Raw genomic sequence first — 16,356 nt, forward strand, 5'->3', positions numbered from 1 at the left:
CGCCCCGCGCCGACTCAGGCGGGTTGGGGCGCCTCGGCCTGCTTGCCGACTGCGGACCGGCCGTTGTCCGGGCCGTCGACCTGGCGGTGCAGGTACTCCCGGATCAACGCCTTCGCCTCCAGCAGCACCCGCTCGTCACCGTCGGACTTCCGACGGAACGCGAGCTTGATCAGCGCGTCCGCCGCCTCGACGGCGATCTCCAGCACGAAGCGCAGCTTGGGCACGTCGGTGAGCCCGAAACGCTCGGTGAGCACCCGGGCCAACTGGTCGGCGATCACGCCGTTGTTGTCCCGCTGCTCGTCGAGCAGGTGCAGGTCGACCACGTCGCCGAAGTGCAGGGTACGGAAGCCGGGGACGGTGCGGTGCATCGTGATGTACTCGTCGATGCCCGCGTCGACGCCGTCCCACCAGTGCGTCATCTCGTCGGAGGCGAACCGCTCGTCGAGGCGCTGGAGGTAGGACTCCATGGTCCGCAGGGTCAACGCCTGCACGATGGCTCGCTTGTCCGGAAAGAACTGGTAGACCGACCCGATCGCCACCTCGGCCCGCTCGGCGAGCAGGGTGGTGGTCAGCCCCTCGTACCCCACCTCGTCGACGAGTTCGGCGCAGGCATCCAACATGCGCTGTACCCGCGCGACACTTCGACCTTGCACCGGTACGCGGCGCAGCGGCCCGGTCGTGGCGGCTGGTGTGGACACTCTGCGCCACCCCCCTTCGACGGATGAACATATCTCCACGTCACGAGTCCGTGACTACCGGTACAACGAGCGGATCGCAATTGCGGTATTTACCAGCTAGAACGTTCCTGATATGAAGTCAGTTCATATTCATGAATGAGGAGCGCGCATGGTCCGCACCGCACCGCTCGGGGCTGGATGGTCCAACTGGGCCGGGAACCAGCGTGGCAGCGCCAGCGCGATCCTGCGCCCCGGCTCGCCGACCGACGTCGTAGAAGCCGTCAGATCCGCCGCCGACGACGGCGGTCGGATCCGGGTGACGGGCAGCGGCCACTCGTTCACCGCCGTCGCGCTCCCCGACGACCGTCGGATGGACCTGTCCGACCTGGACACCACCGTCAGCGTGGACGTCGCACACCGACTGGTCACCGTACCCGCGGGCATGACCCTGCACACGCTCAACGGCCTGCTCGCCCGGCACGGCCTCGCACTGCCCAACCTCGGCGACATCGACGCGCAGACCGTCGCCGGGGCGATCTCCACCGGCACCCACGGCACCGGAGCCGCCTATGGGTGCCTCTCCACCTTCGTCGAGGCGATCACACTGGTCACCGGCACCGGCGAGGTGCTGCGCTGCTCCGCCGACGAGCATCCCGACGTCCTCGCCGCCGCCCGAGTGTCGCTCGGCGCGCTCGGCGTCCTAGTGGAGGTGACCCTGCGTTGCGTGGACGCCTTCGTCCTGCGCGCCCACGAACGACCGGCCGAACTGGCCGACGTGCTCGGCGAACTACCCGAGCTGATCGGCCGACACGACCACGTCGAGTTCTACTGGTTCCCGTACACGTCCCGGGTGCAGGTCAAGGCCAACGACCGGGTACCCGCCAACGACCGGCCGCTGTCCCGCTGGCGCGGCTGGTTGGACGACGAATTCCTGCCCAACCGGGTCTTCGCCGGCGCCTGCCGTCTCGGCCGGGTCGTGCCCGCGCTGGCCCCGGGGATCAGCGCGGTGTCCGCCCGCGCCCTCACCGAACGGCAGTACACCGGACGCTCCGACCGGGTCTTCTGCACGTCGCGCCGGGTCCGCTTCGTGGAGATGGAGTACGGCCTGCCCCGGGAGGCGTTGCCCGAGGCGCTCGCCGCGCTCCAGCGGATCGTGGACGGCCTGCCGTTCAAGGTGCTCTTTCCGGTGGAGGTGCGATTCACCGCCGCCGACGACGTCTGGCTGTCGCACGGCTACGGCCGGGACAACGCCTACATCGCCGTGCACCAGTACGTCGGCATGCCGTACGAGCCGTACTTCCGGGCCTTCGAGCAGGTGGCCGCCGGGCTGGGCGGTCGCCCGCACTGGGGCAAGTTGCACTACCGCGACGCCGCCTCGCTGGCCACCGCGTACCCCCGCTTCGCGGACTTCCAGGCCGTCCGCGACCGGCTCGACCCGCACCGCGTCTTCACCAACCCCCACCTGAAGCACGTCCTCGGGGTCTGACGGCTCACGTTTGTACGCGCCGTCGCGGTGAGCAGTGCCAAGGCCTGTTCCATAAGGGCGGTCGAGCCGAGTCGTCGTCCGGGCCCGGCGCAGGCCGGCCAGTTCTTATGAAACAGGCCTTAAAGCGCCAGGTCGTCCAGGTTCACCGCGTCGGCCATCGCCTCCGCGCCCCTGTCGTTCAGGTGCATGCCGTCGCCGCTGTCCAGCGCCGGGTGGATGTGGTCGGGGGCGTGCGGGTCCGCGACGGCGCTCGCCACATCGAAGACGGCGTCGAAGGCGTCCGTCGTGCGGATCCAGTCGTTCACCTCGCGTCGGGTGGCGAGGCCCTCCGGCGTGCTGATCTCCGGGCCGGCGCCCGCGAAGGGGCCGATGGTGGCGACGACGACCCGCAGACCGGCGCCGTGGGCGCGGTCCGCCAGCGCCCGGAAGCCCCCGACGAGAGCGTCGGCGGTGACGGCCGGCTCGCCCAACATGACCGGGAGACCGAGGTCGTTGATACCGAAGTGGACCAGGACGTGGGTCAGGGCGGGGATGGAGAGGACGTCACTGTCGAAGCGCGCCAGCGCGTGTTCACCGACGCCGTCGCGTAGGAGACGGTTCCCGGCGATGCCCTGGTTGACCACCCACCCGCGCTTCAGACGCCGGTTGAGGACGTCGACCGAGCGACGATTCGCGCTCGTCGTGGTGCCGACGCCTTCGAACCAGGAGTCGCCGAAGGCAACGGCGACGGCGGTGTCCGGGGGGGCGAGCACGTCGACGCCCGCGAGGTGGTACCTGGCCTCGACCTGCTCGGCCCCGACCAGATCGGGAGAGGTGACGTGATCGCCGTCGACTATCCGGGCGACCTCGGCCGGCTTGTGCGAATGGGTGGCCAGACCGGTCCGCTCCGGAAGATAGAGGCTCAGCACCAGATCCGTGCCGGCCGCGACCGGGATGCCCACCGGGTCGGTGACCGCCTCCTCACCCGCCGGGATGACGTGACGCTCCGCGCCGTCGACGGTGAGGGCGACCCACTGGCCGCCGACGGCGACCGTGGCAGCCCCGATGGTCAACGGGGTGCGGCCGTAGCGGTTCGTCAGCCGTACCCGGAAGTCCTCCCCGCCGCCGGCCAGGTGCAGCACCTGACGGACGGTCTGGTCGGCGAAGCCACGGGGTTCGCTGAACTGGAGCTGCTCGTACGGGCTGAGCAACCCGGTACGGAAACCGGCGGTCCAGATCATGGCCGGTCCAGGTCGGTGGTGGTGCCCTCCTCCATGCTGATCACTGATTCGATCAGCGCGAAGAACGTCTGGATGCCGGGCAGGTTGGCCCCCCGGCGACGGGATTCGGCGTAGTCCTCGGACGAGGCCCAGAAGACGAGGTCCAGCCACTCGTCGGCCGTCAGCCGGATCAGTCGCGCACCGAGGAAGCCACCACGGTCGGCCTGGAAGTCACGCAGCATCGCCGGCCGCGCGGCCAGCAGGGCGTCCGCGCGCTCGGCAGGGACGCGGAAACGGGTGATTTCGACGGTGGTCATCGTGTCTCGATCCGTTCGGTTCGGGAGCCGTTGACGCCCAGCATCAGCCTGAGCTGGGTCAGGAGGACATCGCGGAAGTCCGCCGGTGCCGGCGTGGAATGGTGCTGGACGCGAGAGATGATCAGACCGGCCAGCGCAGAGAGCAGGAGGTCCGTCACCGCCTCGGCGTCGTGGGCCAGCGTGAACGCACCACGGGCAGCGCCTTCCCGGACGGCGGCCAAAAAGGGTGCCCGGTACCGCTCCTGCACGTTGGCGCTGTAGTCGCGCAGCTCGTCGTCGCGCATCGCGGAGCGCCAGAACTCGACCAGAACCTGCCGGGTCTGCTCCGAGTTGTGCAGGCTCCGGTCGATTAACGCGACAAGTCGTCGCCACGGATCGTTCTCGGCGGTGGAGACGGCTCGCAGGGCCTCCACCTCCCGGTCGGTGAACACCTGCATCGCCTCGATGATCATGTCTTCGCGGGAGCCGAAGTAGGTCTGGAGGGTGCTGATCGCTACCCCACCGGCAGCCGACACGTCCGTGAAGCGGGTGTTCTCGTAACCGCGGCTGGCCAAGACGCCGGCAACGGCGTCGAGAACGGCATCCCGCTTCTCTCCGCCCGCACGCCTCTTCCTTATCGGCATGGCCATACGGTACGACGGTACCGGCGAAACGCGAAGGGCCCCGGCCGCTCTCGTGACCCGAAACACCAAAAAATAGATCCTGGACAGTTCCCGTTCAGACAAGACGGAAACTGTCCAAGATCTGGAGCGTCGGAACGGCGCCGCCCGACGGATCAGACGGCGCGGCAGGGCTACTCCGTGCTGGTGGCGGCCTTGCGCGGGGCGGCCTTCTTCGCCGGAGCCTTCTTCGCCGCCGTCGCCTTGGCAGTGGTGGTCTTCTTCGCGGCCGTGGACTTGCTGGCGGCGGCCGTCTTCTTCGTGGCAGTTGCCTTCTTCGCTGGCGCCTTCTTCGCCGCCGCCTTCTTCCGCGGCGCCGGACCCTTGGCCCGCTTCTCGGCCAGCATCTCGGACGCTTCCTCGATGGTCAGCGCCTCCGGCGTCTGCCCGCGTCGCAGCGACGCGTTGAACTCCCCGTCGGTCACGTACGGACCGAACCGGCCATCCTTGATCACCATCGGCTTCTCGGTCGCCGGGTCCACGCCCATCTCGCGCAGCGGCGGTGCCGCGGCACGCCGTCCACGGGCCTTCGGGGCGGCCAGCAGAGCCAGCGCCTCGTCCAGGCTGACAGTGAACATCTGGTCCTCGGACTCGAGCGAACGGAACTCCTCGCCCTGCTTGACGTACGGGCCGTAGCGACCGTTGTTCGCGAAGACCTCGACGCCGTCCGGCGCGACACCCACCAGCCGGGGAAGGCTGAGCAGCTTGAGCGCCTCCTCCAGGGTCAGCGAGTCCGGGGTCTGCGTACGCAGCAACGACGACTTCCGCTCGCCGCTGGACACGTACGGGCCGAACCGGCCGGACTTGAGCACGATCGGCTCGCCGGTGCCGGGGTCGTCGCCGAGCTTGCGCTCGCCGCTGCCGCCCAGGAACAGCTCGTGCACCTTCTCCGGGGTCAGCTCGTCCGGGGCCAGGCCCTCGGGGATCGGCGCGCGGTCACCCTGGGTGCCGCCCTCCTCGCCCTCACCGGAAGCCGCGGCCGGTGCCGGCTGCTCGCCGCCGGGCAGCTCCCGTTGCAGGTACGGCCCGTAGCGGCCGACCCGCACGACGACCTCGCGGCCGTCGTCGTCGGTGAAGAGCGGGATGGAGTTGACGCTGCGGGCGTCGATGTCGTTGAGGTTCTCGGTGACCAGCTTCTTGAGCCCGCCGGAACGAGCGATGTCCTGGTCGCCGGCACCGTTGGAGCTGCCGAAGTAGAACGCCGTGAGGAAGTCGACCGCCGCGTGGTCACCGCCGGCGATCTCGTCCAGCTCGTTCTCCATCGTGGCGGTGAAGTCGTAGTCGATCAGGCGGGGGTAGTGCCGCTCCATCAGCCCGATCACCGCGAAGGCCAGGAAGGTCGGGATCATCGCCTGGCCGCGCTTGGTGACGTACCCCCGGTCCTGGATCGTCTGCATGATCGACGCGTAGGTGGACGGGCGACCGATGCCCAGCTCTTCCAGGGCCTTGACCAGCGACGCTTCGGTGTAGCGCGACGGCGGCTGGGTGTGGTGGCCCTGCGCGGCAAGCTCGTCGGCGGTCAGCGGCTGGTCCTTGACCAGGGTGGGCAGCCGACGCTCGGCGTCCTCGGCCTCGGCGTTCTCGTCGTCGCTCGACTCGACGTAGGCGCGCAGGAAGCCCGGGTCGGTGATGGTCTTGCCGGTCGCGCCGAAGTCGGCTTCCTCCTGCGAGGTGGAGACCGCCCGGATGCGCACCGACACGCTGGAGCCGACCGCGTCGGTCATCTGCGAGGCGATGGTGCGCCGCCAGATCAGCTCGTAGAGCTTGAACTCCTCGGCGGACAGCTCCTTGGCCACCTCACCCGGCGTACGGAAGTTGTCCCCCGCCGGGCGGATCGCCTCGTGCGCCTCCTGCGCGTTCTTCACCTTGCCGGTGTAGCGGCGCGGCTCCGGCGGAACGCTGCGCTCGCCGTACAGCTCGACGATCTGTCGGCGGGCCGCCGAGATGGCGGTCTCCGACAGGTTGACCGAGTCGGTACGCATATAGGTGATGTAGCCGTTCTCGTACAGGCGCTGCGCGGTGCGCATCGTCTGCTGCGAGGACAGGCGCAGCTTGCGGGCCGCCTCCTGCTGGAGGGTCGAGGTGATGAACGGCGCGTACGGGCGACGGCGGTAGGGCTTCTCCTCCACCCGGGTGACGGTGAACGGCCGCCCCTCCAGTCGGGCCGCGAGACCCCGGGCGCCACTCTCGTCGAGGTGCACGACGCCAGCGCCGGCCCGGACGCGACCGGTGGTCGGCTCGAAGTCCTTACCGGTGGCGATCCGGTCGCCGTTGAGAGCGATCAGGGTGGCGTTGAACGCACGCGGGCCCTCACCGGCGTTGGCCACCGCGAGGCTGGCCAGGATGTCCCAGTATTCGGCGGTGCGGAAGGCCATCCGCTGCCGCTCCCGCTCGACCACGATGCGGGTCGCCACGGACTGCACCCGGCCTGCCGAGAGCCGCGGCATGACCTTCTTCCACAGCACCGGGGAGACCTCGTAGCCGTACAGGCGGTCGAGGATCCGGCGCGCCTCCTGGGCGTCCACCAGATCGCGGTCGATCTCCCGGGGGTTAGCCACCGCCGCCTGGATCGCCGGCTTGGTGATCTCGTGGAAGACCATCCGCTTGACCGGGACCTTGGGCTTGAGCGTCTCGACCAGGTGCCAGGCGATGGCCTCGCCCTCGCGGTCCTCATCCGTCGCCAGGAAGATCTCGTCGACTTCCTTTGCCAGCTTCACAAGCTTGCTGATCTGCTGCTTGCGGTCGGCGGAGACGACGTAGAGAGCCTGGAAGCCGTTGTCGACGTCCACCCCGAGCCGGGCCCAGGGCTCCTTCTTGTGCTTGGCCGGCACGTCGGCGGCGTTGCGTGGCAGGTCGCGGACGTGACCGAAGCTGGCCTCCACGACGTACCCCGGGCCGAGGTAGCCCGAGATCGTCTTGGCCTTCGCCGGTGACTCGACGATGACCAGACGGGTGGTTCCAGCGTTGCTCGGCACGTCTCTCCCCGACCTCACTCCTGCTCGTGGCCTGCCGGCGCCCGGACAGCGACCGCTTTCGACCCCGCCGTCGCACCGGCGGTCCGGATGTCCAACGTAACGCGCCGCCCGCGTTTCGGGTTTCGCGGGCCGCAAACCGCTTCGACGCGGCTGTCGACGCCGCTCCGCCGCGCTCGGCACTGCCGGACGGCGCCACCGTACACCGTGGGTAGGGCTCGAAGCGGGTCACTGTGACGATGGCGGGCCCACGACCCGCCCGTTTTCCGCCTGGATCGACCCGCCGTCTGTCCGGCACCAGACACCCGGCCGCACCGTCTCAAGCCGCCGCCCAACCGCGTCGATCATGGACTCATGGTGGGCGTTTTAGCCCCGGGAGAGCAATAAATCCCCCAGCACAACTCCATGATCGACACGATGAGGGGTGGGTCAGGTTGGCCAGGCTTCGGGTGGTGTCGCGGGCGGCGGCCCGCCGACCAGCTCGGCGAGCCGCGCCAACCGGCGGCGGCCGGTGATCCGGTACGCCGGGCCGCCCTCACCCGGGCCGAGCAGCGCCCCGGCCAGCCCCGCCGAGGCGAGCGCCACGCCGATCGGCTCCCAACACTCCTGGTCGTCGACGCCCAGGCGCAACAGGAAGCAGTCCGGAGGCTCCGGCGTCCCGGCGGCGGCGAGCCACAGCCGCAAACGCCGACCGGTCAGGTGGAAAGCGGCCGGCGGACGCTTCGTCGTACCGTGCAGCCAGGCGGCCGCCAGCGGCTTCAAGATCCGGGTGTACGACGTACGAACGGCGTGTCGCGCGCCCTCGGTCGGCTCCCAGCTCGCCGCCAGCCCACGCGACGCCAGCTCGGCGACGAGCACGTGCACCCGCCAGGCGGCGTCCACCTGCACCGAGAGCCGGGCGGTGCCGCCCATCCGGACCACCTCGGCCGGCCCGGCGAGCAGCCCGGCCAGGTCGGCGACTGTCGGTTCGGCCGCATCCGCGCCGAAGAAGACAAGTTGCCGGCCCGCGTCGTCCGTCTGGGGCGGGCCGTTCCGAACCGGGCCGTCCGGCGACGGGCGGTCCTGCGGCGCGCCGCCACGGCGTCGCCCGGGAGTGGGCGTGTCGGACTCGGGCGCGGGGAACAGCGCCGGGGGCGGCTGTGCCTTCCCGGTGTCACCGAGCCCGCTCAGCGACACTCCGGCACCTCGTCGAATGCCTGTTTCAACTCCTCGGAGTTGAGCTTGCTGGTGTCCAGCGCGCCGGCGTCGTACTCCTTGTTGAGGGTCTCCACGGCGGCCCGCACGCCGTCGTAGAAGACCGTCGGCTCGCCGGTGCCCAGGCCGTCGATGGTGTCCCGGGCACGGCCGTACGCGTCCCGCATCTTCCCCAGCGAGCTGCGGAAACCCGCGGAGATGGCCTCGCCGTTCTCCGCCTCCGGGATGCCCGCCTTCTCGACCTTGCGGCGCGCGGCCTCGCTGGCCTGCTCCGCCCCGTCGAAGAGCCGCACCAGGTTCTCCTTGGCCTGCGCCGGCGTGGTCTGCGCGGTCATCTGCTCGTCGGTGCTGCTGGTCAACTTGTTGATCTCGGAGCGCCACGGGGTGAGGGCGCCACAGACCGAGGCCGCCCAGGCCCGTGGGCTGGGGCCGCCGCCGCAGCCGGCCAGAACGACGATCGTGGCCAGGACCACCGTGAGCTTTCCGGCGGCAGACGCCCGGCACGTACGCATGCGTTGCAGCGTACGGCCTTTGGCCAGGTGTGGCATCGGGCCGGACGGCCGGGGTCCCCGGTCGACGGGCTACGTCGACCGGGGACCCCGGGCCGTTCCTGGGTCAGGCGTTGACCGTCTCCGGGCGGTGGTCGGTGCTGCCCGCGCCGGTGTTGCCGTCAGCGTCCGAGTCGGACATCGCGATGCCCTTGCGCTTGCTGAACACCACCGACGCCACGATGATCAGCGTCGCGACCAGCGCGATGCCGACCCGCAGGCCGACGTTGCGTTCGTCGCCGACGCTCCAGGCCACCACGGCGGGTGCGATCAGCAGCGAGACCAGGTTCATCACCTTGATCAGCGGGTTGATCGCCGGGCCGGCGGTGTCCTTGAACGGGTCGCCGACGGTGTCGCCGATGACAGTGGCGGCGTGCGCCTCGGAGCCCTTGCCCCCGTACGCGCCGTCCTCGACCAGCTTCTTGGCGTTGTCCCAGGCCCCACCGGAGTTGGACAGGAACACCGCCATCAGGGTTCCGGCACCGATCGCACCGGCCAGGTACGCCGCGAGCGCGCCGGGCCCGAGGCCGAAGCCGACAGCGATCGGCGCCAGGATGGCGAGCAGGCCGGGGGTCATCAGCTCGCGCTGCGCGTCCCGGGTGCAGATGTCGACGACCTTGCCGTACTCCGGGCGCTGGGTGCCGTCCATGATGCCGGGCAGCTCACGGAACTGCCGGCGGACCTCCATCACCACGGCACCGGCCGAGCGGGACACCGCGTTGATGGCCAACCCGGAGAAGAGGAAGACCACCGCCGCGCCGATGATCAGGCCGACCAGGTTGCGCGGGTTCGCCACGTTCAGCGAGTTGAGGATCTCCGTACCGACGTCGCCCACGCCAGCGTCCTCGTACGCGCTGCGGAGCGAGTCGGTGTAGGAGCCGAACAGCGCGGTCGCCGCGAGGACCGCCGTGGCGATCGCGATGCCCTTGGTGATCGCCTTGGTGGTGTTGCCGACGGCGTCCAGCTCGGTGAGCGTGCGAGCGCCGTGCTCGTCGAGGTCACCGGACATCTCGGCGATGCCCTGGGCGTTGTCGGAGATCGGCCCGAAGGTGTCCATCGCGACGATCACGCCGACAGTGGTGAGCAGGCCGGTGCCGGCGAGCGCCACCGCGAACAGCGACAGCGTGATGGAGCTGCCGCCGAGGAGGAACGCCCCGAAGACGCCGGCGCCGATCAGGAGCGCCGAGTAGACCGCCGACTCCAGACCGATGCTGATGCCGGCCAGGATGACGGTTGCGGCACCGGTCTGCGAGCTCTTGCCGATGTCCTGCACCGGTCGCCTGTTGGTCTCGGTGAAGTAGCCGGTCAGCGCCTGGATCGCGGCGGCCAGCACGATGCCGATCACGACCGCGCCGATGGCGACCAGCCGGGGGTTGCCGGGCGCGTCGGTGAGCCCGCTGTCGAACTCGCCGAACGTCGCCGGGAGGTACGCGAAGGCGGCGACAGCCACCAGCACCGCGGAGAGCACAGCCGACAGGTAGAAGGCCCGGTTGATCGCGGTCAGGGCGTTGCGGTCGGTCGCACGCAGCCGGGTGATGAAGACGCCGACGATCGCGATCAGCACGCCGATGGTGGAGATGATCAGCGGGAAGACCAGGCCCTCCTCGCCGAACGCGGCGCGGCCGAGGATCAGCGCGGCGACCAGCGTGACCGCGTACGACTCGAACAGGTCGGCGGCCATGCCGGCGCAGTCACCGACGTTGTCGCCCACGTTGTCGGCGATGGTGGCGGCGTTGCGCGGGTCGTCCTCGGGGATGCCCTGCTCGACCTTGCCGACCAGGTCGGCGCCGACGTCGGCGGCCTTGGTGAAGATGCCGCCACCGACCCGCATGAACATGGCGAGCAGGGCGGCGCCGAAGCCGAAGCCCTCCAGCACTGTCGGCGCGTCGCCCCGGTAGATCAGAACGACGAGCGCGGCACCGAAGAGGCCGAGGCCGACGGTGAAGAAGCCGACGACACCGCCGGTCCGGAACGCGATCTTCATGGCCGCCTCGCGGCCGCCTGCCCGCTCCCTCGCGGCGGCGGCCACCCGCAGGTTGGCTCTGGTGGCCAGCCACATGCCGGCACCGCCGATGAACGCGCTGAACAGGGCGCCCACCACGAAGAAGAGCGACCGGCCGAGCTTCACCGCGAGCTCACTGCCGTCGGTGTCGTGCACCGGAAGCAGGAAGAGCAGCACGACGGCGATGACCACGAAGATCGCCAGGGTGCGGAACTGTCGGAGCAGGTAGGCCGAGGCGCCCTCCTGGACGGCCCCCGAGATCTCCTGCATTTTCTCGGTGCCCTTACCAGCGGCCAGCACCGTTTTCGTCAGGGCGGCAGCGAAACCGAGCGCCACCAGCGCGACAACCGCGGCGATGACGACGTAGGTGACATTGCTTCCGGTAAGGGAAAGCCCGCCGCCGTCGGCGGCCAAGGTCTCGGACATCTGTGTCCTCCTGTTACCGAACAATCGCGCCGGTGAGTGGAGACGCACTGACCGACGCCTGGATGCGGACTCGCAAGCGCGCGCCAACCCACCAGCGGACCAGCGATGAACACCCATACCCGCTGGCTGCGGGATAGGTCACTTGCTGACAACCCGGGTACTGTAGCCCTCCACAGTGTTGGAGGTCACACCCAGGTGGCACCGTGTCGCGATGATCTTCGTCGCTGTGTTATGAAACGAAATCTGATATAGGGCCCGATCCATGCAAAGAAGGCCGCATCCCCAGCAGGGGACGCGGCCTACGCAGCGGAACTGGTCAGCGGCCGACCGGCCACACCATCCGCACCTCGGTGCCGATGCCCTCGTCGACCGGGCGCACCTGGAGGTCCTCGACGAAACCGGCGAGCAGCGCGAAGCCGACGCCGGTGGTGAGCGCCTCATCGGTCAGCGACTCGTTGGCCAGTTCGTCGGGCGGCAGCGCGGACAGACCAATACCCGCCTCGATCGGCGCCCGGTCCACCACCCGCACGGCGTACGAGCCACCGTCGGACATCTCAACCAGCACCGGGTCGGCCAGGCCGTACTGCCGGTGCAGGGCCACCGCGCGGGTGCACGCCTCACCGATGGCCAGGCGCACCTCGTCCAGCAGGTCCTCCCGCACACCGGCCCGCCGGGCAACGGCGACGCCGACCAGGCGGGCGGTGCGCACGTGCACCGGAGCGGGCGAGAAGGAGAGCTTGACTGTCGCCATCACGCGTCGGCGCCCGCCGAGTCGGCGCTGACCGCCGCGTCGACCGTCGGGTGCAGCGGAAACACCTGGTCCAACGCGGTGATCCGGAAAATCTTGAGCAGCGGCTCCTTGTCGCAGACCAGCGCGAACGAACCGCTGGCCGAGCGGAGCCGCTTGAGCGCGCCGACCAGCACGCCCAGCCCGGTGGAGTCGAGGAAGTCCACCCGACCGAGGTCCACCACCACGTGACGTGCGCCACCGTCGATCAGTTCGAGGAGTCGCTCACGGAGCCGGGGCGCGGTGTAGACGTCCACCTCACCACCGACCTCGAGCACCGTGTGCTCGCCCACGGTGCGGGTCGCCAGTGACAGCTCCATCGGTCCTCCTCGCCAGAGCCGTAAACTCTCGTGGGCATCTAACCACTACCGCCGGGGCGGCCTGCGGACGCCAGCGGAGGCTTTCCCTTACCCCGGTGTCCGACTTTTCATCTCCGAACACCAGTGCGAGAGTGCAGGGCGTGACCTCCAACGACTTCAGCTCCGCGCGCGGCACGCCGCGCCACGACCTGGAGTCGTCGTCCGCGGCCACCGTATCCGCTGCTCCCGGCACCGGGCCAGCGCCCGCCGACCTGCTGCGCCGGCTACGCGCCCGAGGCGCCGCCGACCCGGTCACCCACGTCGAGCGGGTGCCGGCCCGCGCCGGGGTGCCCGCGCCGTGGCCGTCGTGGGCACCGGCGGAGTTGCGCGCGGCGTTCACCCGACGCGGCGTGGTCGCGCCGTGGCAGCACCAGGCCGAGGCTGCCAACCTGGCGTACGAGGGCCAGCACGTCGTCGTCGCCACCGGCACCGCGTCCGGCAAGTCACTGGCGTACCAACTGCCCGCCCTGGCCACAGTGCTCGCCGACCCCCGGGCCACGGTGCTCTACCTGGCACCGACCAAGGCCCTCGCCGCGGACCAGTTGCGCGCCGTCTCCGCGCTGGAGCTGGAAGGGGTACGCCCCGCCTGCTACGACGGGGACACTCCGCGCACCGAGCGGGAGTGGATCCGGCGGCACTCCCGGTTCGTGCTGACCAACCCGGACATGCTGCACCACGGCATCCTGCCCAAGCACGCCCAGTGGTCCGGCTTCCTGCGCCGACTCGCGTACGTGGTGATCGACGAGTGCCACACGTACCGGGGCGTGTTCGGCTCGCACGTCGCGCACGTGCTGCGTCGGCTGCGCCGGCAGTCCGCCCGGTTCGGGGCCACCCCGGTGTTCGTGCTCGCCTCGGCGACGTCCGGTGACCCGGCCACCGCGGCCGGGCGGCTGACCGGGCTGCCGGTGACGGCGGTCACCGAGGACGCCTCCCCCCGCGGCGGGGTCACCTTCGCGCTCTGGGAACCGCCGCTGCTGCCACCCGACTCGTCGGCCTCGACCCCGGTGCCGCCGCAGGCGACGGGCGAACACGACGAGCTCCACCAGGTCCGCCGGTCGGCGCTGCGCGAGACCGCGGACCTGCTCGCCGACACGGTCGCCGAGGGAGTACGCACCCTCGCCTTCGTCCGCTCCCGCAAGGGCGCCGAGGTGGTGGCCACCAACGCGCGTCGAGCGCTGGACGACGCGGTTCCGGGGCTCGGCGACCGGGTGGCCGCCTACCGGGGTGGCTACCTGCGGGAGGAGCGGCGCGAGCTGGAACGGGCGCTGCTGCACGGCGACCTGCTCGGCCTGGCCTCCACCAACGCGCTGGAGCTGGGCGTGGACCTGGTCGGGCTCGACGCGGTGCTGATCTGCGGCTACCCGGGCACCCGGGCGTCGCTGTGGCAGCAGGCGGGCCGCGCCGGGCGTTCCGGGCAGGAGGCCCTCGCGGTGCTGGTGGCCCGGGACGACCCCCTGGACACCTACCTGGTGCACCACCCGGAGGCGATCTTCGGCGCGCCGGTGGAGGCGACGGTGCTCGACCCGGCCAACCCTTACGTGCTGGCACCGCAGCTGGCCTGCGCCGCGGTGGAGGCGCCGCTCACACCTGCCGACCTGGCGCTCTTCGGCGAGGGGGCGAAGGAGGCGGTCGACGAGCTGGTCGCGGCGGGGGCGCTGCGGCAGCGGCCCACCGGTTGGTACTGGCGGCACCGCGAGCGGCCAGAGGTGGACCTGCGCGGCGAGGGCGGCGCCCCGGTCGCGGTGGTGGAGTCGTCGACCGGCCGGCTGCTCGGCACTGTCGACGGCGGCTCGTCGCACTTCCTGCTGCATTCCGGCGCGGTCTATCTGCACCAGGGCGTCTCGTACGTGGTCGACCAGCTGGACCTGGCCGACGGTTGCGCGCTGGTACGCGCCGAGGAGCCGGACTGGTCCACCCACGCCCGCGACGTCACCGACCTGTCGGTGGTGTCGGTGCGCTCGTACGTGGACGCCGGCCCGGTGGGCATGTTCCTCGGTGAGGTGGATGTGACCAGTCAGGTGGTGTCGTACCAGCGGCGGCGGATCGCCACCGGCGAGGTGATCGACACCCGGCCGCTCGACCTGCCCACCCGGGAGCTTCGCACTGTGGCGGTCTGGTTCACCCTGTCACCGCAGTCGTTGGCCCTCGCCGGGGTCCAGCCGGCCGACGTGCCGGGTGCGCTGCACGCCGCCGAACACGCCGCGATCGGCCTGCTGCCGCTGATGGCCACGTGCGACCGGTGGGACATCGGCGGGCTCTCCACCGCCCTGCACCCCGACACCGAGGCGCCGACCGTCTTCGTCTACGACGGGCATCCGGGTGGTGCCGGGTTCTCCGAGCGGGCGTACGGGACGGCGGCGGCGTGGCTGCGGGCGACCCGGGACGCGATCGCGGAGTGCGGCTGTGAGGCCGGTTGTCCGTCCTGCGTGCAGTCACCGAAATGCGGCAACGGCAACAATCCCCTCTCCAAGCCGGACGCGATCCGGGTGCTCGACGTGGTGTTGGCGAACCTGCCGGACTGAGCGGCTTGCATGAATCGGCCTGGCACGGGGCACAATGGTGTGGGAGCGCTTCCATCGATGCCCATGTTGCCGACCGCCCCCGTGCCCGAGGAGAAGCCGTGGCCGACACCATCGCCGAAACCGTCGACCTGCTCTACACCATCGACCAGGACAATCTCACCCTCGACCAGCAGATCGCGCTGGGGTCGGCACTGGCCGCCCTGGCCCAGGCGGAACGGCTGGAACAGATCAACGAGCGGCTGCGCGGCATCCACCAGGTGCTGAACACCTGGTCGCTGCGGGCCGCGAACTCCGTCGACAGTCGCTGACGTCTTTCGGAGTGGTCCTGCCAGGGCACCAGTGACCACTCCGTGCTGGGTAGTCGTCCGGCGACCTCGACGGCTACCCAGCAGCAGCTGAACAAGGGCGGCAGGGACGCGACGGTTGTGGGGCTGTGCGAGACTCCGGCGCACCAACCCCCGGAGGAGTGCACATGCAGCTCGACAACTTGCAGGGCCAGCACCAGTTCCACATCCGCCAGCGACTGCGCATGATGGTCAACCAGTACGAGGTCCGGGCGGTCGCCCCCGACGGCACCGAGGGTGAGCTGCTGGCGTTCGCGCAGCAGAAGCGGCTCGCCTTCAAGGAGCAGGTGACCATCTACACGGACGACTCCAAGCAGCAGCCTCTGCTCGGCTTCAAGGCCCGCCAGCGCATCGACCTCGGCGCCACGTACGACGTCACCGACGCGGCCGGCAACCCGATCGGGCTGTTCCGCAAGGACTTCGCCCAGTCGCTGCTGCGCTCCACCTGGCACGTCGAGCAGGCCGGTCTGCCGCAGGTGACGGGCCAGGAGCGGAGCATGCCGGTGGCACTGCTGCGTCGATTCGTCGACTCGCTGTCCTGGCTGCCGTACCACTTCGACTTCACCGCAGGCGGTCAGCCGGTCTTCACGGTGGTCAAGAAGTGGGGCCTGCGCGACAAGTACGTCGTCGAGGTGCAGAACCCGCAGATCGACCGTCGCCTGGTCATCGCGATGGCCGTCGCCCTCGACGCGCTCCAGGCCCGCTGACACACCCGGCCCGGGCCACGGCGGTGCGGCGACCCTCCACGGTCGCCGTGGCGGCCACCCAATCCTCGGCTGCCGGCCGGGACCTGGACCTCAACCAGTCCCGGCCGGCGGGCCGCAGGCGCCCTGGCCCCCCTGCCCCCGGATGCGGTCCGCTCCC

14 protein-coding genes are annotated in these 16,356 nt (G+C 70.5%); 4 read left to right on the plus strand and 10 right to left on the minus strand.

Annotated features, from left to right (window positions below):
* Positions 1-14 precede the first annotated feature (14 nt).
* Positions 15-620: a TetR family transcriptional regulator gene (locus ACFYPG_RS09305; protein ID WP_355004910.1), complete on the minus strand. Its 606-nt coding sequence runs from the start codon at positions 618-620 to the stop codon at positions 15-17.
* A 226-nt stretch (positions 621-846) separates the two neighbouring features.
* Here ACFYPG_RS09305 and ACFYPG_RS09310 point away from each other — a divergent pair, with 226 nt between their 5' ends.
* Positions 847-2,163: a D-arabinono-1,4-lactone oxidase gene (locus ACFYPG_RS09310; RefSeq protein WP_387351267.1), complete on the plus strand. Its 1,317-nt coding sequence runs from the start codon at positions 847-849 to the stop codon at positions 2,161-2,163.
* Positions 2,164-2,282: 119 nt separating this feature from the next.
* Here the strand turns inward: ACFYPG_RS09310 and ACFYPG_RS09315 are convergent, their stop codons facing one another.
* The 9 genes from ACFYPG_RS09315 to ACFYPG_RS09355 form a co-directional block, all read right to left on the minus strand.
* Positions 2,283-3,383 (minus strand): SGNH/GDSL hydrolase family protein, encoded by a 1,101-nt coding sequence (locus ACFYPG_RS09315; protein ID WP_387351269.1) that lies wholly within the window; start codon positions 3,381-3,383, stop codon positions 2,283-2,285.
* Positions 3,380-3,679 (minus strand): antibiotic biosynthesis monooxygenase, encoded by a 300-nt coding sequence (locus tag ACFYPG_RS09320; RefSeq protein WP_355004907.1) that lies wholly within the window; start codon positions 3,677-3,679, stop codon positions 3,380-3,382. The genes ACFYPG_RS09315 and ACFYPG_RS09320 overlap by 4 nt, the downstream gene beginning before the upstream one ends.
* The gene (locus tag ACFYPG_RS09325; protein ID WP_387351271.1) at positions 3,676-4,302 is read right to left on the minus strand and encodes a TetR/AcrR family transcriptional regulator; all 627 of its coding nucleotides are present in this window, start codon (positions 4,300-4,302) and stop codon (positions 3,676-3,678) included. Before ACFYPG_RS09325 ends, ACFYPG_RS09320 begins: the two co-directional genes overlap by 4 nt.
* Positions 4,303-4,472: 170 nt before the next feature.
* Positions 4,473-7,313 (minus strand): type I DNA topoisomerase, encoded by a 2,841-nt coding sequence (topA, locus tag ACFYPG_RS09330; RefSeq protein ID WP_387351273.1) that lies wholly within the window; start codon positions 7,311-7,313, stop codon positions 4,473-4,475.
* A 426-nt stretch (positions 7,314-7,739) separates the two neighbouring features.
* Complete coding sequence (locus tag ACFYPG_RS09335) at positions 7,740-8,486, minus strand: hypothetical protein (protein ID WP_387351275.1); 747 nt, start codon at positions 8,484-8,486, stop codon at positions 7,740-7,742.
* Positions 8,477-9,016: a hypothetical protein gene (locus tag ACFYPG_RS09340; RefSeq protein WP_355004903.1), complete on the minus strand. Its 540-nt coding sequence runs from the start codon at positions 9,014-9,016 to the stop codon at positions 8,477-8,479. Before ACFYPG_RS09340 ends, ACFYPG_RS09335 begins: the two co-directional genes overlap by 10 nt.
* 103 nt (positions 9,017-9,119) lie before the next feature.
* Positions 9,120-11,480 carry a sodium-translocating pyrophosphatase gene (locus ACFYPG_RS09345; protein ID WP_355004902.1) on the minus strand — a complete coding sequence of 787 codons (2,361 nt, stop codon included), beginning with the start codon at positions 11,478-11,480 and terminating at the stop codon, positions 9,120-9,122.
* Positions 11,481-11,796: 316 nt separating this feature from the next.
* Positions 11,797-12,234, minus strand: coding sequence for an ATP-binding protein (locus ACFYPG_RS09350; RefSeq protein ID WP_387351277.1), 438 nt, complete (start codon positions 12,232-12,234; stop codon positions 11,797-11,799).
* On the minus strand, positions 12,231-12,587 hold the full coding sequence (locus ACFYPG_RS09355) for an STAS domain-containing protein (protein WP_355004901.1): 357 nt from the start codon (positions 12,585-12,587) through the stop codon (positions 12,231-12,233). Before ACFYPG_RS09355 ends, ACFYPG_RS09350 begins: the two co-directional genes overlap by 4 nt.
* 140 nt (positions 12,588-12,727) lie before the next feature.
* On the opposite strand from ACFYPG_RS09355, the gene ACFYPG_RS09360 reads away from it, so the two are divergent.
* The 3 genes from ACFYPG_RS09360 to ACFYPG_RS09370 all read left to right on the plus strand — a co-directional run bounded on the left by ACFYPG_RS09360 (position 12,728) and on the right by ACFYPG_RS09370 (position 16,199).
* Positions 12,728-15,148: a DEAD/DEAH box helicase gene (locus ACFYPG_RS09360; protein WP_387351279.1), complete on the plus strand. Its 2,421-nt coding sequence runs from the start codon at positions 12,728-12,730 to the stop codon at positions 15,146-15,148.
* A gap of 98 nt (positions 15,149-15,246) precedes the next feature.
* On the plus strand, positions 15,247-15,456 hold the full coding sequence (locus ACFYPG_RS09365) for a hypothetical protein (RefSeq protein ID WP_355004899.1): 210 nt from the start codon (positions 15,247-15,249) through the stop codon (positions 15,454-15,456).
* 164 nt (positions 15,457-15,620) lie between these two features.
* Complete coding sequence (locus ACFYPG_RS09370; protein ID WP_238668797.1) at positions 15,621-16,199, plus strand: hypothetical protein; 579 nt, start codon at positions 15,621-15,623, stop codon at positions 16,197-16,199.
* Positions 16,200-16,356 lie beyond the last annotated feature (157 nt).

The organism is Micromonospora sp. NPDC005553 (assembly GCF_042871765.1).
In the GTDB taxonomy this organism is placed as follows: Bacteria; Actinomycetota; Actinomycetes; order Mycobacteriales; family Micromonosporaceae; genus Micromonospora.